Source organism: Flavobacterium sp. GNP011 (assembly GCF_056428925.1).
In genome coordinates this window covers 23940-40768 of sequence record NZ_JBWJVJ010000020.1, presented here as the reverse complement: position 1 = coordinate 40768, position 16829 = coordinate 23940, and the positions used below count along the sequence as shown (strand labels likewise).

Below are 16829 nucleotides of genomic sequence, written 5' to 3'. Positions count from 1 at the left end.
AACCATAAGTAGTTTGCTAATGTAAAGTTAATGTGATTAAACAGCTGGAAAAGAAATCATAAAATTTAATTGAGACTTTTTTTGAAGCTTAAAAACGGCTACTTTTATGAAAAAAATGAATTTTATAGCAGCTCGATTCGTTTTCAAGAAGCGTTATTTAGTAATAGTACTCTACTTGTTGTTGTGTCAAGCTTGTATGACTATGCGGTTTACTCCTAAAGAAACGACTTCGTTTTTTTCAAAATCTTATACGACGTATCAAGACACGACCTTTCAAAGCGGTGGTTTTAAGTTGCATTATGTAGCCACTGGATCAGATTTAAACCCAGTATTATTTTTTGTTCATGGTTCGCCAGGAAGTTGGAATGCTTTCAAAGATTATTTAGTAGATCCAGATTTACTAAAAAAATACCGAATGATTGCTATTGATCGTCCTGGATTTGGGTACAGTGATTTTGGCGATGCTCAAAATTTAGCAACACAATCACAGTTTATATCCACATTTATCAAATCTCAAAACTTTAAAAAGCCAGTTACGTTGGTAGGGCATTCATTTGGCGGTCCGCTTGTTGCACAACTTGCGGTTGATCATCCCGAGTGGTATCACAGGCTGGTATTTTTAGCGGGATCTCTTGATCCAAAAGCTGAAAAACCAGAGAAATGGCGCACGGTAATTAAGACAATTCCGTTACGGTATTTAATTCCAGGAGCATTGAGACCCTCAAACGATGAATTGTGGTGGTTGAAAAAAGACTTGGTAACCTTAGAAAACCAACTTTATAAAATTGATTGCGAAGTTACCATTGTACATGGCACTAAGGATGTTTTAGTACCTTACAGCAATGTAGATTTCATGAAAAAGAAGTTTGTAAACGCTAAAAATTTGACTGTAAAAACCATTCCCGAAGCCAATCATTTTATTCCATGGAGTCATTACGATATTATTAAAAACGTAATTTTAGACGAAGAAACTAAGAATTAATCCATACATTCCATGAGTAGCAAATCACCTTCTTCATGAAGTATGGTAACTAAGCCGTCTTGAGTCACGTGATTACTACTACCAGTTCGATATCCTATAGTTAAAGTATCGTTTTGAAGCGGATAAAATAAATTATCAGAGTGTATTCCTGTTACTTGTCCTATTGGGATTAAGGAAATAGGAGTTTGTGCTGTATACCATTTTTCGAATTTTCTAGGCAACAAAAATACTTTAGAGTGATCGTCTAGAATCACAATTTTCAATAGATTTCGGTATTTTGGGATGTTGGTTAGGTTCGTAATCGTATGGTCGGCTCTTTTTCCTGTTGCCCAAACCACATTTACAGCAGGTATTTTTCTATTAATTAAATAATCAAAAGCTTTCTCAAGGTCTGTTTTGTTTTGGTCCGGTGTATGAACTATTTCCAGGGGATATTGGGAAGTTTTATAGATTTCAGGATCAAAACTACGGTCAAAATCACCCAAGAGTACATCTACTTTTATATCTAGTTCCATAACTCGCACCATAGCAGAGTCTAGTACAATTACAAGAGGAGACCACTCCAGCAATTGACCTAAAAGTTCAGGATTACAGGATGCGCCATTAGCAATTATTAAGGCAGGCTCTTGATCGTCCCGAACGATATGATGTGAAGACATGTTTATTGATTTTGGTTTGGAGTACAAATATACTTATTCAACTGTATAATTTCTTACCTCCGTCTCGCTTAATGAAAAATACCCAAGCGGATAGTTTTCTGGTGTGGTCGAGTTGATGATATTTCCTCTTACAGTTGCTGGCGGTGCTTGAAATGGCCCACCTCCATTGTTACCAGCAATACTTACTAGAACACTCATATAATTGTAATAGGCTTTTGAAATTCCGATATGCGTTACCTCAATGAGATCCCCTTTCTTAAGTTCGTCGTTTTGGGAAATACTAAAAAATTCATTGCCATTGAAAAACTCATCTTGATCCACATAATAATCTGCTTTTACTTGATTAGAATAGCTGTATTTGTATAGGTAATAATTGGCAATTCCTGAAGGATCTTGGTAAAAAGTTTTTATTTCTTTATTGTTTCCGGTAAAGCCACCTTTCTCATTTTGAATAATTTTGGTAATAGAAGCAACAGGTTTTAATGTTTCTGTGGCTGTATAGGTGGCGCCTTTGTTAATGATATTTAGCGTGTATGTCTCATTAAGAACTGGATTGAAATTGGTGCAAACATATTCCCCAGGTGTTCCTGTTTCAGTAAAAACAAAAATTGTGTTGGCACTATTTTTTATAGTCACAGTAGCTCCTGAAACTTTTGGAATTTTAGTGTCATAAAAACCAGTAGTTGTTGATAGTTTAATGGTTTGTACTGTACCACTTGTTCCTTTTTTCCAGTTTATTGCCGCTTCAATTACTAGTTTTGGCGCAGCATTATTCAAGTCAACATTTATTACATCCTCACAACTAGTGGTAATGCAAGTGCTAATTAGGATTAAGAGAAGGATTATTTTTTTCATCATCTGAAATTTTAAAAATATTTTAAGTACTAAAATTTAAAGTTGTAACTCACTGCTGGAACCATTCCAAAAATAGAGGTTCTTACGGCTTCATTATTGCCTGTGTCTGCGTTTTGTCTAAAATTGATTGACGCAGCATTACGACGGTTGTATACATTGTAAATACTAAAAACCCATTCGCCTTTCCATTGTCTATTTTTATTTTTTGTAGGTGTTAAGGTCGCTGCTAGATCTAAGTGGTGGTAGGCTGGTAATCTATTTTCATTGCGCAATCCATAGCTAGGAACAACTATTCCTAAATACTCGTATTGCCCCGTAGGATAAGTTACTGGCTGCCCTGTTTGAAGTGCAAAGTTAGCGCCAAAAGACCATTTGTCATTTAAATTATACGAGGAGGTAACAGCAATATTATGTAACTTGTCATATACAGAGTTGTACCACTGACCATTGTTTATCCCTGTTTCTAGCGGAGTTCTTCCCGGTGTTTGTTGCTCGGATTTTGATAGTGTATACGAAATCCACCCGTTTAGTTTGCCTTCATTTTTACGGAAAAGTATTTCCAAACCGTAGGAACGTAATTGACCATTTAAAATAATTTGTTCAATAGCTTTATTTGCAATTAAATCGGCACCATCAATATAGTCCAATCGGTTTTGAACCTCTTTGTAATAGGTTTCTACCTCAAGAGAATACATATCATCTTTAAAATTTTTAAAATAGCCCAACGCAACTTGATCTGCAATTTGAGGTTTTATAAAATTGTCACTCGGTGTCCACACGTCTAGTGGAGTAGGAGATGAGGTGTTTGATATTAATTGTAAATACTGTACCATCCTGTTGTAACTGGCTTTTACAGATTGTTCGTCATTAATTTGATACGCAATGGACAAGCGTGGCTCAAGATAATTATAGTTCTTAATGACCTTGTTTTTACCATAAAATTGAGAACTTATGGGTGTAGCTTTTTCATAAATTTGCAACTCAGGATCAAAAAGTACGGGGTTGTTGTTCTCGTAAATATTTACTGTAGATTGCCCTAATCTATAAAACATACTGTAACGAAGTCCGTATGAAAGCGCTATTTTATTAGATATTTCATGATCTGCATTTAAGTAAAGTGCTGGTTCAAAAGCGTATTTTTTATCTAGCTGGTCAAAGTTAATTCCAGAATTTTCATTGCTAGGTTTTATGGTGCCGGGATTGAATTCATAGTAAATAGCGTTTAGTCCATAATTTAATTTGAACTTATTCGAAATGTAATTTTTAAAGTCGTATTTGACATTGTAGTTTTTAATACCAGAATCCCATTTGAAACCTACAAAATCCAAATCCAAACCATAGTAATAGTCACTGTAGATTAGTGATAAATTAGAAAATAGTTTTTCTGAAAATAAGTGATTCCATCTAAGGTTTAAAGTAGCATTCCCATAGATATTGGTAAAACTGTCGCTAAGACTGAAAACATCGCGGCCAAAATACCCCGACAAATATAAACTGTTATTTGGGTTTAATTTATAGCTCAATTTTGTGTTTAAATCATAAAAATAAGCAGAATTGTCTTTTTGCTCTTCAGAAAGTTTCAAGAACAAATGTGCATAAGAGCTGCGACCGCCTATTAAGAAAGAGCCCTTGTCTTTTACTAATGGTCCTTCGGCCAAAATTCTACTGGAGATTAACCCAATTCCACCGTTTACATGAAATTCTTTGCTGTTACCATCTTTTTGATAAATATCCAGAACAGATGAAGCTCTTCCGCCATATCGTGCTGGAATTCCACCTTTATACAACTTTAAATCTTTGATAGCATCAGGATTAAAAACAGAGAAAAATCCAAAAACGTGTGAAGAATTGAAAATCGTTGCTTCATCTAATAAAATTAAGTTTTGATCAGCTCCACCACCTCTCACATTGAATCCAGATGCACCTTCACCAGCATTGGTAACACCAGGTAATAATAAAATAGACTTTAAAACATCAACTTCTCCCAGTACAACGGGCATTTTTTTGATTGCAGAAATGGAGAGTTTATTTACGCTCATCTCTGGTTTTTTGATGTCAATTTTGGTTTTATTATCGGTGATAATTACTTCCTTTAAAATGGTTTCATTACCCACTAGTTTGAAATTCCGAATCGTATTCTGGTTCAAATCAATAGATTCTTCAAGCGTTTGAAAACCCAAGTAACTCACTTGTACGGTGTAAATTCCCTTAGGAACTGTGATTGAAAAAAATCCATATTCATTAGTTGTAACACCTGTTTTTAAACTTGGTAAAACAACATTTACACCTATTAAAGACTCGTTACTGCTTGCATCGATTATAGTTCCACTAAGGGTGAATTTTTCCTGAGCAAAAGAGCAAAATGACGAGAGTACAACTATGAAGTACAGAATGTATTTTTTTGAGTTCATTGTTTTATTTTTATCAGAATGAAAGTACAAATTACCTCAAATAGTTTGGTAATTGGCATATAACACATGTTAAGGTATTGCTAAGATAAAAAAAGACAACTTGTTACAGTTGTCTTGATTTTTTTGTTTCACTATTGTTATTCTACTTATGCAATTTTTGCTAAAATGGCATTGAATGTTGCACTAGGACGCATGGCTTTGCTTGTCAACTCTGGATTAGGTTGATAATGTCCATTAATATGTTGAGGTTGGCCTTGAGCTGCAATAAGTTCAGTATTAATGCTTGCTTCATTAGCTAACAACTCAGTTGCGATAGGTGCAAAAATCGCTTTTAATGACGGTTCTTTATCTTGAGCTGCAAGAGCTTCTGCCCAGTACATAGCCAAGTAAAACTGTGACCCACGATTGTCAATTCCACCTATTTTACGTGCAGGCGATTTGTCATTTGCTAAGAATTTTTCGGTAGCTACATCTAGTGTTTCAGCAAGAACAATTGCTTTGTTGTTGTTTAATGTTTGTCCTAAATGTTCTAAAGAAGCTCCAAGTGCTAGGAATTCTCCAAGAGAGTCCCAACGCAAGTATCCTTCTGCTGTAAATTGCTCAACGTGTTTAGGAGCTGATCCACCTGCGCCAGTTTCAAACAATCCACCACCATTCATCAATGGAACGATAGAAAGCATTTTTGCTGATGTTCCTACTTCTAAAATTGGGAATAAATCAGTTAAGTAATCACGCAATACATTTCCTGTTACAGAGATTGTATCTTGTCCTTTTATGATGCGCTCTAAGGTAAAGTTAGTAGCCTCGATAGGGTTTAAAATCTGAATATCTAATCCAGTAGTATCAAAATCTTGTAAATAACGGTTTACTTTTACAATTAATTCTCTATCGTGTGCTCTGTTGTTATCTAGCCAGAAAATGGCTGGAGTATTAGACAAACGAGCTCTGTTTACAGCTAGTTTTACCCAGTCTTGAATAGGAGCATCTTTAGCCTGACACATTCTAAAAATATCATTTGCTTCAACAGCTTGTTCCATTAAAACAGTTCCATTGGTATCTACTACTCGAACTACACCATCCGTTGCAATTTGGAAAGTCTTGTCGTGAGATCCGTATTCTTCGGCTTTTTGTGCCATCAAACCTACGTTTGGTACACTTCCCATTGTTGTAGGGTCAAAAGCGCCGTGTTTTTTACAAAAATCAATAGTTGCTGTGTACACACCTGCATAACTGCGGTCTGGTATCATAGCAACAGTATCTTGTTGCTTGCCTTCTTTGTTGTACATCTGACCCGAGGTACGAATCATTGCTGGCATGGATGCATCTACAATTACATCCGAAGGTACGTGTAAATTCGTAATTCCTTTATCAGAATTTACCATCGCTAAGGCTGGTCCGTTTGCAATTGCTTCATTCAAAGCTGCTTCAACTTCGACTTGCATTGGGTTGCCCGCTATTTTTGCGTACACATCACCCAAACCATTGCGGGTGTCTATGTTCAACTCTTGGAATAAAGTAGCGTATTTTTCGAAAACAGCTGCAAAATATACTTCTACAATAGCCCCAAAAATGATGGGATCCGAAACTTTCATCATCGTAGCCTTCAAGTGAACCGAAAGTAAAACGTTTAATTGTTTTGCTTCGGCAATAGTTTTAGCTACAAATGTTTTGAGTGCATGTAAGTTCAATACAGCGCTGTCAATGATCTCTCCAGCTTTAAGCGGTGTGCTTGCTTTTAAAACAGTTGTTGTTCCGTCTTTGGCTACTAATTCAATTTTTACATCTGTAGCTTCAGTCAAAGTAACTGACTTTTCACTACCGTAAAAATCGCCACTTTCCATAGAGGCAACGTATGTTTTAGAGTCTGCAGTCCAAGCTCCCATTGAATGTGGGTTGGCTTTAGCATAATTCTTAACCGCTTTTGGTGCTCTTCTGTCTGAATTTCCTTCACGCAATACAGGATTTACAGCAGATCCTAATATTTTAGAGTATTTTGCTTTTATAGCATTCTCAGCTTCGTTTTGTGGCTCTTCAGGAAAGTTTGGTAATTGGTATCCATGAGATTGTAGTTCAGCAATAGCTGCTTTCAATTGTGGAACAGATGCGGATACATTTGGTAATTTTATAATATTGGCTTCAGGCGTGGTGGCTAGTTGTCCAAGTTCAAGTAAGGAATCAGCTGTTTTTTGATCTTCAGTCAAAAACTCCGGAAAGTTGGATAAGATTCTACCCGTTAATGAAATGTCTCTAGTTTCAATTTCAATGTCAGAAGTTCTTGTAAATGCTTGTACAATAGGTAAAAATGAATAAGTGGCCAGTAATGGCGCTTCATCAGTAAGCGTGTAAAAAATTTTTGATTTCTGTGTCATTTTTTTATTTTTATAATCGAATCACGTTAAATGTAGCTTCTTCAAGGTATTTTCTTGAAATAAGACGCACAAATATATGAAAATCAGATGTAATTGAAGGACGATTTGTGAGAGAAAAACTCGAATTTCAGGATTACTAACCTGTTATTCGCAAATTGTTATATTTCAGGTTACAATCCAACTAAATTCTAAATTTATAAGGAAATTTTAAGCAAAAAAAAGTCCCAAACATGTTGGGACTTTTATTATAAAGAGATGTTTGACTATCTTCTTTTGTCTTTGATCTTAGCTTTTTTACCAGTAAGTTCTCTGAAGTAGAAAATTCTAGCTCTACGAACTGCACCTTTTTTGTTGATTTCAATTTTTTGTAATGCAGGTAAGTTCACTGGGAAAATACGCTCTACTCCAATTGCACCAGACATTTTACGGATTGTAAAAGTTTCAGTATTAGCTGAACCTCTTCTTTGAATTACAACTCCTTTAAAGAACTGAGTTCTTGTTTTTTCACCCTCTCTAATTTCGTAGAAAACAGTGATAGTATCTCCAGCTGCAAAAACAGGGAAATCTTTTCTTGTTACAAACTCGTCTTGAACGAATTTCATTAAATCTGCCATGATTGTATTTTATTATGGTTTAATTTAGGTCAACATTCACGGATCTCGCCAGAGGTTAACTTAATGTGGGCGCAAAAGTACAACTTTTGTTTTAATTTGCAACTTTTATTTTAAGGCGTAGTTTTTAGTTTTCAGTCACAGTTTTTAGTCTCAGTTTACAGTGTCAGTTTTCAGTTTTCAGTCAAAAATTTCTATGATTTGCTGTGAATTAAATTTTGCAACCAAATTTACTTGGATTATTGATCATGAAATTAATTAACTTTCCAATTTCGATGGTTTGGTTATTTAATTCAGTGAACTTTGCTAGGTCTATATACTCGCACTTAAATGCAAATTCTAGCCATACACTTGTCTCTGAGTTTTCAGCATCGCTGTCCGTTAATTTACTGATGAAATGATTAGGGTAGCGCCTTTTTCTATATGCCTCGGCAATGTTAGCTGAAACACTTCTCGAGGAGCGGCGCATTTGATCTGTAAGAGCGTATTTCTCTTCTTTTGGGAATGATTTTGATAAATTAAAGATATTCATAACTAACAAAAACGATTTCTGAAATGCTGCTAATTCTTTGAAATCCATGATTTTCTTTATTTAGGTTGCTTTTTTTAGTTTTCAGTCTCAGTTTTCAGTTTACAGTTTTCAGTTTGTGTTACGTAGTAAAATTACTAAAAATATCAACGACGACTGCCCACTGTGACTGGAGACTGTCCACTTTTGCCAATAACTCGAAAACTGCGACTGCAAACTGTCCTAATCCTCCAACAAATCCGGTCTTCTATTTTTAGTATGTTCATAGGCCATATCCTCGCGCCATTGGTCAATTTTGGCAAAATTCCCACTCGTTAAAACCTCAGGAACTTTCCATCCTTTGTAGTCTGCAGGTCGCGTGTAAATAGGTCCGGACAACAACCCGTCTTGAAAACTATCAGTCAAAGCCGAAGTTTCATCGCTCAACACACCTGGAATCAACCGAATTAAAGCATCCGATAATACGAGAGCACCAAGTTCACCACCAGATAAAACATAATCTCCAATAGAAATTTCTTTGGTAATAAAATGATCGCGCACACGCTGGTCTACGCCTTTGTAGTGCCCACACAAAATAATAATGTTTTCATACAAGGACATCGTGTTAGCCATTTTTTGGTTGAGGGTTTCTCCATCGGGCGACATGTAAATCACTTCGTCGTAAGTACGTTCGCTTTTTAAGTTCGTAATGCAAGCATCAATAGGTTGCACCGTCATCACCATTCCAGCACCACCACCGTACGGATAATCGTCAACGCTTTTTTGTCTGTTTGTGGTGTAATCGCGCAGGTTATGAAAATGAACCTCCACCAAACCTTTATCAATAGCACGTTTCATAATCGAAGCTTCAAACGGGCTTCTCAACAACTCAGGCAAAACGGTAACAATATCAATGCGCATAATTTTTCTTAAAAAGGTTCTAAGCGACAAAGATACTAAGGTTTTCTAATAATCAAATACCCATTTCAACCATTAAACTTTTCTTTAGGAGCTTGATCCAGCTATACGTTACAATCTTATACGCCATCCCGAGGTTTCGGGACTGGCGCATAAGGATTTCCACTTCTATCTGGGCTAGGGCGTGCGTATTTCAAGATAGTTTCCGTTTATACAAGTGCGAAAATTATTCTTTTGATGTAAACATAGTTTCATGATTTGTAACTAATTATTTATATATTTGAGGATAATTATAGTAAGGCGTTTGTCAGACATCGTTACCCAATTGTGGGATAATAGGTTTGGTATTGTCTGGACTATATATAAGTTATGCAACATTTAAACCAACAGTAATCTAAAAACAAAATGAAAAAAAATATTTTCTTATTATTATTATCCTTAATTACTCTACCACTCTATTCTCAAAAAATCACTTCTGAAAATTATTATGATTCTTTCGTCAAATATATACCGAATTACAAACTAACAACAGCTTGGGTTGATAAATATGAAGTTGCGCAAGTCTTAGAGGAAGAGATGAAAAATGCAGGATTTGAATGGATATCCACATTTAGAATTGTTAGGATTAGTAATGGAGAATATGTAAATGCAATTTGCTTTTCAGAAAAATCAAAAGTCGGTTTTTTATATGAAGAAATCCATAGCTTACCAAATCCTAACAGAAGAGCTTTGAAAAGTATGTATAAGGAGAATACTGGAAATGATTACGCAGAGAAAATCATACCATTAAATGGAGATTCTGAATTTATTAAAATCAAAGAGGTGTCAACTAATTTTTACATTTTGAAGGAGGATCCATATTGGTATCAATTTACAGACAAACCGCAGAATGAAAAAATTTTAGTTGACAAACAAACAACATTAGAAATATTGCGAAGCGATGTGAAAAAGATAATCGCAACATTCAAAAAATAAACGTTGCAGAACACACGCTACAAGCAATTTAGGGAATTGGCCTAGTTTGAAATTGATTTTGTATTAGAAAGATTTAGCAAATCCTAATAATGGGCTTAATTTAGTCAAAAACCCGCTGTAGTGCCAGAACTTGGCAGCAACCGTTTGAAGCGATTTTACAACCGTTTCAAGAGTAAAAATTAGACATAGTATGACTGTCCTCACTGCAAATAAAATTTGACAGAGAAACAAATTTTTAATAAAGTAAAGATATGCTGACAAACGTAAGTCCAAAAATGCCAATGCGGAACAAGACCGCAACAAAAGATTTCTATATAAATAAGTTAGGATTTCGGAACGTTGGAAGTTCTGACTATGACGGTTATTTGATGATTGAAAAAGATGACATAGAAATCCACTTTTTTGAGTTTAAAGAACTTGGCCCGAAAGAAAACTATTCAGGAGTTTACATCCGAACCAACAACATTGACAGTTTATATCAGTCATTGTTGGACAATAAAATAAGCATACACCCGAATGGTGCGTTAGAGACAAAACCTTGGGGACAAAGGGAATTTTCCTTACTTGACCCTGATAACAATCTATTGACTTTCGGACAAAATATATAATCACTTTTGAACGAACACTACGTAACGGCAGTAGCCAAGTGGTACTACAAAGGATTTGGGTATTAGGCTTAATTGAAAAATGGTTTTGTATTTGTAAAGTCAATGTTTATCTGAAAGTTTAGGCTTCCTTAATTCGCACATCTCAAAGCAGCTTCACGCTGGTAACAATCTAAAAGAAAAACAAAAGAATGAAATTCGACAGAAATGATAAAATAGAAATTTTTGAAAATGCAATTAGTTGGATTGTAGTATTTGCCATGTTTGTTTATGGTGGAGCTAAAATAGTTCAATTTGATGGAGCTGCTGAAATTGACAAAACTGTTTCAGAAATGACTGGTATGGAATTGATGTGGGCTTTTTATGGTTACTCAAAAGCATATGCAATAACTTTAGGACTGTTTGAAATAATTGGAGGAACATTGATTTTGATAAAAAGAACCAGAACTATTGGTTGTTTGTTCACTTCTACCATACTTGTAAATGTGATTTTACAAAATATATTTTTCCAAGTGCATTTTGGAGCTCTAAAAGTAGCGATCCTATACCAATTATTAATACTAATAATTTTATGGTTGAATAAAGATAAAGTTATTCAAAGCATCAAGAGTTTAATCCATTACAGTACATCTCAGCAACCGAGATTTAAATTTATAATCAAATTAGGAATTGCTTTTATTTGTTTTGTCATATTGAGAATAGCTGAATACTTTATAACAATGAAATTATAGAGCCAGTAGATAAAGGTTATTACAACGAATTTATGTATTGGACATAATTGAAAGTCGATTTTGTATTTGAGAAGATTAACTTCGTCTATTCGGTATCGCTCTGGTGGCGAATCCGAATAGTGGGTTCAATTTAGTTCCATATCATTAGCAGCTTGTTTGAACCAAAATTCCGCGAAAAAATAATTGAAAAACAAATCAAAATACACAATATGGATAATGAATTAATTAGGGAACAATCTTGGTGGAAAAGCAATTGGAAATGGTTTTTACCAACGTTCATAATAATGTTTTTGCTTGGATTTGGATTGCTTTTGAGTTCAAGCTTTGACGGAAATTTTACAGATATTGCTCAAGCGTATGCTGACAATTCACTTTATGAAAAAGCAATTGAAAAAGCGAAAACGAATAAAAGAGTTCTTGAAGTATTGGGAGAAATAGAACCGATTGATAAATTAGCAATTTTAGAAGGAAATGTGATTTATTTAAACAATCATAATTCAGTTGAATTGTCGGTAAGAGTTAAAGGAAATAAAGGAAAAGGAAAAATGGATATTTCTGCAAAAAAAAATGGGAACGAATGGGAGTTTAAAAAAATAAACATACGTATTAAGGACCCGAAAGAAGAAATTCAAATTTTTTAAGATACAATTTACTATTAAAAACAAAACCATCCGCAAACAAGTACTATCCTGAAAAATAAACTTATTTGCCTTTGTTTTCTAAATTTATAGTAGCAAATAGAAACTCTCTTGTGATTTTTCAATGGATGTTTACCTTTTATAGCCTCAACTTGATTGAGGCTATTTTATTTAATTGCAATTGGCTTTTTTACTGTTGTTCGCTCGGCTTTTGTTGCCATCAATGGCAATGGTTGCACAGTATATAAAATCGGCATCCTGTTGTCTCTAGCAAATTGTTTTTCGTCTACAGTAAAATACAGCATAACTAAAAGTTTAGATTAGATTCTATCAAGATCATAAGTTTGTTATAAAATTAATATCCTTGATTATGAAACAATATTTACTTTTAATGGTTTTCTTTATTTTTTCTACCTCTTTTGGTCAGAATTATAATTTTTTAGGATCCTACACATCCGACGGTACACCACAATACTTTGTGACCAGTGATGTGATTACAACTCAAACCTTAGATTTGATAAATAATTCACTTCCAGAAAGATATCCAGTGCCAATTTATAATCCACAATATATTTCATCGGGTTATGATACTGATTTAGTAATAGATAAATATGCTGATGTATGGGTGACTTTTGTTAGTGAAGGAGCAGGATATAAAAATGTTTTGGGTTTTTATACCTATGATATCAATAATCCACCAACTACAGTTCCACCAGCGAATCAAATCACTATTGTATTTCCTAATGTATCGGCTGCGGGAAGCGGCGGAAGTTTGGTGGCGGGTAATAAAGTAAAAATTGGTACTTTCCCAGCCGGAACAGGAATTGGTTGGGTTTTATTGGCTAATGGATGGAATGGTACAGCAGTAACATCTGGTTTGTGGAAATTGTTTTCTAATCCTAATTTTAATCCAGAGGCCGATCCTGCATTAAGACAACACAATGTGCTCTTGAACGACCCTACCAATGAAAGAATTATTCTTGGTTTTGAAGATATTAGAAGAGATTACGGCAGCTGTGATAATGATTTTAATGATGCTATATTTTATATTACAGCCAATCCTTATGATGCTATTTTAATAAATAATATTGCCGATGTAAGTATGGCAACCGATGTAAGTTCAGGAAACAACGGAGGATTGGAAAGCAATGGTGATTTAGCGACTTTAATTGCTAAAAGAAATTTTAACAGAATCAAAACAAATGGTTATGATGACAAAAAAGCAACACAAAAAAAGTTTGTCAAATCATTAAGTACTGCTAAAATATCAGGTTCTAATGTTGATTTTGCAGCTATTATTCCAAGTACAGGAATGTTTGGCACCGAAACTACTTCAATTTCCAGTCCCAGTGACTTAATTGGTATCACAAATGCAAAACAAGTTTATTCAGTAGATTATTATCAAGGTGAAAATCGTCTTGCAGCACTTCTCGCAACAGCAACTACAGGAAATATTTATAGTCATTCGAAAGCAATTTGTGACCGTTTGAATAATTCATCTCTTGAAGATATTAGAACGATTGAACTAAATGGTTACGAAATTATAATGTCTAAAATAAGAAGAGCCAATGGATTGATAGAATATGCATTGAATTTTTCTATTCAAGATACAGGAACGGAAAAAAAATTACACAGTTATTGGAATATTGATCAATATCCAGCTGGAGATTATCTTAATTTTCAAGTTTGGGGTTCTTCAATGGGACAAATTTGTAGTATAACCAATGCAATGATAGCTAAATTAAAAGAACAAGGAACTTTGACCAATACTAAGTCTGATAATCGAATTCCATCTGTTTTTGTGAAAAAAGGCTCTTACAAAAACGGTAAATTAGCGATTACTTTAATAAATAAATTGGGTTCATCGAATATAGATCTACAAGCTAATAAAAAAGTAACAGAATTATCCAATATTGATTTTGTTTCTAAAAGCATCACGCTAACAGGTTCTTATGAGCAGAATATTCAACTTGACTTAGGTGGGTTATTTGATGTTGGACTTTCTATTTTGGGTAACAAATCAAAACAAATAGACGCTTTGTATTTAGCAGATGGTCCTTGGGGATTAGATTATTCAAAAACAGAAACTACAGTTTCGACATTTAATATAGATAATACTTCGAATAGTGATTTAACAACGGATCAATACGCAATAGAAAGAAATGTAACGGTTGCAGGAGCTATTTATGGAACTTTGAATGTGTTTAGAAATATTCTTCCAGGCGAATTGGCTTTTGATGCTAGCTCTTATTCAACAGTAGGTTTTGCAATTAGCAGTTCGCTTCCTGTGGAAGTCGTTTTAGTAACGGAAAACACAAAAGATTGGAACAACAGATTGCGTCTTAAAATTCCTGCAAATACAAGCGCTACAGAGGTAAATCTTCTTTTAGAGAATTTTACAAACTCCGTTGGTCAAAAATACAATAAGGAAAAAATTAAAGGATTAGTTTTTTCACTTCAAGGGGATTATCAAGCTTTCAAATCATTTGCGGTTAATGTTTCTAAAGTAGCCTTTAAAACCTCAGGTACTTTAAGCATTCCTGATCTTAAAAATGAAATAAACGCAAAAATATATAGTTATCCAAATCCTTGCACCGCGGCTACAACAATAGTTTTACCTAAAGCAATTGAGTATGCCAATGTAAAAATCATTGATTTGAACGGAAGAATAATTGCTAACAAAGACCATAATGTTATTTCATCAAGCAACGAAATTGCAATAACATTAGAAAATATAAGCAAAGGAGTTTATTTCCTTACAGTTACCACTAAAGAAAACGAGACCTTTCAAACTAAATTGATTGTAAATTAAAGTTTTTTTTACTATTTTTATTAAGAGGCTGCCTAATTTTAGGTAGCCTTTTTGTTTATAAATTAAAGGCTATAAAATAATTTGTACCAAAAATAATTTTCATGTCTAAAGTCAATTAAAGAAGAGTAATATCCTATGATATTGTAACAGTTTGGGTAGCAAATCAGAAAATATAGATTAATTTAGCCACAAAATACCTGTCGATAGGGAACGTTAGGTATTAAAAAAAATCTTTTTTTTTAATACAAATATCTATTCTAATGGCTTTTTTCAAACTAAAAATACATATCTAAAAACAAACAATTCCTGAAATATGTTGCATTCTTAAAAATACGAAAATTCCTGTTTTGACTTAACTTTTTTGCTATATTTGTTTGTAAGTAAACGGAATTTTTTTCACTGACTGACATTAGCGGTCAGTTTGCCAAAACCACTAAATTTTAGAGTAATAACATTATGAAAAAAATTTCATTCCTCTTTTTTGTATTTCTTTCTATTCATTCTTTTGGACAAAAAAAAATAAATTCAAGCAAAAATAATTTTGATAAATCTGTATACTATTCAATGGATACAGTTGCATACTCTTTTTTAAAAAAATCAGGAGCTAATTCTGTTTCAATAGCCATTGTAAAAAACAAGAAAACTTATATAAAGCATTATGGAGAGTTGGATAAAGGAAAAGGTAATAAAGCAACTAATCAAACACTTTTTGAAATAGGCTCTACAACTAAAGTTTTTACAGGAACACTAATGGCTAATGCTGTATTAGAAAATAAAATTGGATTAGATGACGATATTAGAAAGTATTTGAATGAAGATTTTTCTAATCTAGAGTTTCAAGGCAAGCCAATAAAAATAAAGGATTTACTTGTCCATAGAAGTGGAATACAAACACCTTTTCCTGTTACTCAACAAATAAGAGATCAATATCCGGCTGAACGTTTCCTTTATTATAAAAACAGACTCGATAAAGCGTATACTAAAGAACTTTTCTTAGCTGATTTACGAAAAGTAAAAGTAGATTCACTTCCTGGAACAGGCTATAAATATGGTGCTTTAGCACCAGAATTATGTGCTTATATTTTAGAAAATGTATATAAAAAAAGTTACTATGACCTATTAGATGTCGAAATTTTTAAAAAAGAAGGAATGAAATCTACCAAACTTAATTTAACAAATAACCAGATCCTTGCAAATGGTTATAATGCAAAAGGCGATATTATGGAACCTTTAACTATTAGTATTTGGGGAGCATCTAAATTTTTAAAATCAACAATGGATGATTTAAGTAAATTTATCAAGTTTGAATTAAATCTAAATAATAAGGTTGTTATTGAATCTCATAGAAAAGTTTATTCAAACATAGATATGGGATATTTCTGGAATACTGTAGCAGATGAAAATGGAAATACAAGCTATATAAAAGACGGTGGTTCAAATGGAACTTCTAATATACTTAAAATTTTACCAAAATACAATCTAGGAATATTAATTATTGCAAATCAAAATGATAGAAGTACAGGTGCAATCATTGAAGATGCTTAAAAAAATTAGAAATGACTTTAAAAGAGAATTAAAAAAAACTACTGCCAACGCGCTCTACAGGCAATTTTGGTTTTAGGCTTAATTTGAAATTGGTTTTGTATTTGGTTAGATTTGCTTCGCCTGTTCGCTATCGCTTGGGTGGCAAATCCAAAAATAGGGCTTAATTTAAGGCAAAACCTGTTATAGTAGCGGGAAGTTAGGCGTCACTTT

At 33.7% G+C, this 16829-nt stretch carries 15 protein-coding genes; 7 read left to right on the top strand and 8 right to left on the bottom strand.

Going from position 1 to position 16829, the window contains the following annotated elements; all coding sequences use genetic code 11:
• Nucleotides 1–106 precede the first annotated feature (106 nt).
• Nucleotides 107–982, top strand: a complete 876-nt coding sequence (locus AC061E_RS14400; protein ID WP_478286869.1) for an alpha/beta fold hydrolase — start codon at nucleotides 107–109, stop codon at nucleotides 980–982.
• Here the strand turns inward: AC061E_RS14400 and AC061E_RS14395 are convergent.
• The 7 genes from AC061E_RS14395 to trmD form a co-directional block, all read right to left on the bottom strand.
• Nucleotides 979–1641: a thiamine diphosphokinase gene (locus AC061E_RS14395; RefSeq protein WP_478286868.1), complete on the bottom strand. Its 663-nt coding sequence runs from the start codon at nucleotides 1639–1641 to the stop codon at nucleotides 979–981. The two genes, AC061E_RS14400 and AC061E_RS14395, sit on opposite strands and share 4 nt — an antisense overlap.
• Nucleotides 1642–1674: 33 nt before the next feature.
• Entirely contained in the window at nucleotides 1675–2496 is an 822-nt protein-coding gene (locus AC061E_RS14390; protein WP_478286867.1) for a DUF4249 domain-containing protein, read from the bottom strand.
• 29 nt (nucleotides 2497–2525) lie between these two features.
• On the bottom strand, nucleotides 2526–4907 hold the full coding sequence (locus tag AC061E_RS14385; RefSeq protein ID WP_478286866.1) for a TonB-dependent receptor: 2382 nt from the start codon (nucleotides 4905–4907) through the stop codon (nucleotides 2526–2528).
• Between the two features lie 146 nt (nucleotides 4908–5053).
• Nucleotides 5054–7276, bottom strand: a complete 2223-nt coding sequence (locus AC061E_RS14380) for an NADP-dependent isocitrate dehydrogenase (RefSeq protein ID WP_478286865.1) — start codon at nucleotides 7274–7276, stop codon at nucleotides 5054–5056.
• Nucleotides 7277–7539: 263 nt separating this feature from the next.
• Nucleotides 7540–7890 (bottom strand): 50S ribosomal protein L19, encoded by a 351-nt coding sequence (gene rplS, locus AC061E_RS14375; RefSeq protein ID WP_086453886.1) that lies wholly within the window; start codon nucleotides 7888–7890, stop codon nucleotides 7540–7542.
• 208 nt (nucleotides 7891–8098) lie between these two features.
• Entirely contained in the window at nucleotides 8099–8467 is a 369-nt protein-coding gene (locus AC061E_RS14370; RefSeq protein ID WP_478286864.1) for a four helix bundle protein, read from the bottom strand.
• Between the two features lie 171 nt (nucleotides 8468–8638).
• Nucleotides 8639–9316, bottom strand: a complete 678-nt coding sequence (gene trmD / locus AC061E_RS14365; RefSeq protein ID WP_478286863.1) for a tRNA (guanosine(37)-N1)-methyltransferase TrmD — start codon at nucleotides 9314–9316, stop codon at nucleotides 8639–8641.
• A gap of 402 nt (nucleotides 9317–9718) precedes the next feature.
• On the opposite strand from trmD, the gene AC061E_RS14360 reads away from it, so the two are divergent.
• The 4 genes from AC061E_RS14360 to AC061E_RS14345 all read left to right on the top strand — a co-directional run bounded on the left by AC061E_RS14360 (nucleotide 9719) and on the right by AC061E_RS14345 (nucleotide 12265).
• Nucleotides 9719–10288, top strand: coding sequence for a hypothetical protein (locus AC061E_RS14360; protein ID WP_478286862.1), 570 nt, complete (start codon nucleotides 9719–9721; stop codon nucleotides 10286–10288).
• A gap of 251 nt (nucleotides 10289–10539) precedes the next feature.
• Nucleotides 10540–10896, top strand: coding sequence for a bleomycin resistance protein (locus AC061E_RS14355; protein ID WP_478286861.1), 357 nt, complete (start codon nucleotides 10540–10542; stop codon nucleotides 10894–10896).
• Nucleotides 10897–11084: 188 nt separating this feature from the next.
• The gene (locus tag AC061E_RS14350; RefSeq protein WP_478286860.1) at nucleotides 11085–11624 is read left to right on the top strand and encodes a hypothetical protein; all 540 of its coding nucleotides are present in this window, start codon (nucleotides 11085–11087) and stop codon (nucleotides 11622–11624) included.
• Between the two features lie 209 nt (nucleotides 11625–11833).
• The gene (locus AC061E_RS14345) at nucleotides 11834–12265 is read left to right on the top strand and encodes a cytochrome c oxidase assembly factor Coa1 family protein (RefSeq protein ID WP_478286859.1); all 432 of its coding nucleotides are present in this window, start codon (nucleotides 11834–11836) and stop codon (nucleotides 12263–12265) included.
• A gap of 164 nt (nucleotides 12266–12429) precedes the next feature.
• Here AC061E_RS14345 and AC061E_RS14340 read toward each other — a convergent pair whose 3' ends face one another.
• Entirely contained in the window at nucleotides 12430–12567 is a 138-nt protein-coding gene (locus AC061E_RS14340; RefSeq protein WP_478286858.1) for a hypothetical protein, read from the bottom strand.
• 65 nt (nucleotides 12568–12632) lie between these two features.
• Between AC061E_RS14340 and AC061E_RS14335 the strand changes: the two genes are divergently transcribed.
• Nucleotides 12633–15074, top strand: a complete 2442-nt coding sequence (locus AC061E_RS14335) for a DUF4114 domain-containing protein (protein WP_478286857.1) — start codon at nucleotides 12633–12635, stop codon at nucleotides 15072–15074.
• Between the two features lie 456 nt (nucleotides 15075–15530).
• Entirely contained in the window at nucleotides 15531–16619 is a 1089-nt protein-coding gene (locus AC061E_RS14330) for a serine hydrolase domain-containing protein (RefSeq protein ID WP_478286856.1), read from the top strand.
• Nucleotides 16620–16829: the final 210 nt, after the last annotated feature.

What these genes read in the sequence shown, in the direction of transcription:
- AC061E_RS14360 (WP_478286862.1), top strand. Translation starts at nt 9,719, where the DNA reads ATGAAAAAAAATATTTTCTTATTATTATTATCCTTAATTACTCTACCA.
- AC061E_RS14400 (WP_478286869.1), top strand. Translation starts at nt 107, where the DNA reads ATGAAAAAAATGAATTTTATAGCAGCTCGATTCGTTTTCAAGAAGCGT.
- AC061E_RS14390 (WP_478286867.1), bottom strand. Translation starts at nt 2,496, where the DNA reads ATGAAAAAAATAATCCTTCTCTTAATCCTAATTAGCACTTGCATTACC.
- AC061E_RS14340 (WP_478286858.1), bottom strand. Translation starts at nt 12,567, where the DNA reads ATGCTGTATTTTACTGTAGACGAAAAACAATTTGCTAGAGACAACAGG.
- rplS (WP_086453886.1), bottom strand. Translation starts at nt 7,890, where the DNA reads ATGGCAGATTTAATGAAATTCGTTCAAGACGAGTTTGTAACAAGAAAA.
- AC061E_RS14345 (WP_478286859.1), top strand. Translation starts at nt 11,834, where the DNA reads ATGGATAATGAATTAATTAGGGAACAATCTTGGTGGAAAAGCAATTGG.
- AC061E_RS14350 (WP_478286860.1), top strand. Translation starts at nt 11,085, where the DNA reads ATGAAATTCGACAGAAATGATAAAATAGAAATTTTTGAAAATGCAATT.
- AC061E_RS14355 (WP_478286861.1), top strand. Translation starts at nt 10,540, where the DNA reads ATGCTGACAAACGTAAGTCCAAAAATGCCAATGCGGAACAAGACCGCA.
- trmD (WP_478286863.1), bottom strand. Translation starts at nt 9,316, where the DNA reads ATGCGCATTGATATTGTTACCGTTTTGCCTGAGTTGTTGAGAAGCCCG.
- AC061E_RS14385 (WP_478286866.1), bottom strand. Translation starts at nt 4,907, where the DNA reads ATGAACTCAAAAAAATACATTCTGTACTTCATAGTTGTACTCTCGTCA.
- AC061E_RS14380 (WP_478286865.1), bottom strand. Translation starts at nt 7,276, where the DNA reads ATGACACAGAAATCAAAAATTTTTTACACGCTTACTGATGAAGCGCCA.
- AC061E_RS14395 (WP_478286868.1), bottom strand. Translation starts at nt 1,641, where the DNA reads ATGTCTTCACATCATATCGTTCGGGACGATCAAGAGCCTGCCTTAATA.
- AC061E_RS14370 (WP_478286864.1), bottom strand. Translation starts at nt 8,467, where the DNA reads ATGGATTTCAAAGAATTAGCAGCATTTCAGAAATCGTTTTTGTTAGTT.
- AC061E_RS14335 (WP_478286857.1), top strand. Translation starts at nt 12,633, where the DNA reads ATGAAACAATATTTACTTTTAATGGTTTTCTTTATTTTTTCTACCTCT.
- AC061E_RS14330 (WP_478286856.1), top strand. Translation starts at nt 15,531, where the DNA reads ATGAAAAAAATTTCATTCCTCTTTTTTGTATTTCTTTCTATTCATTCT.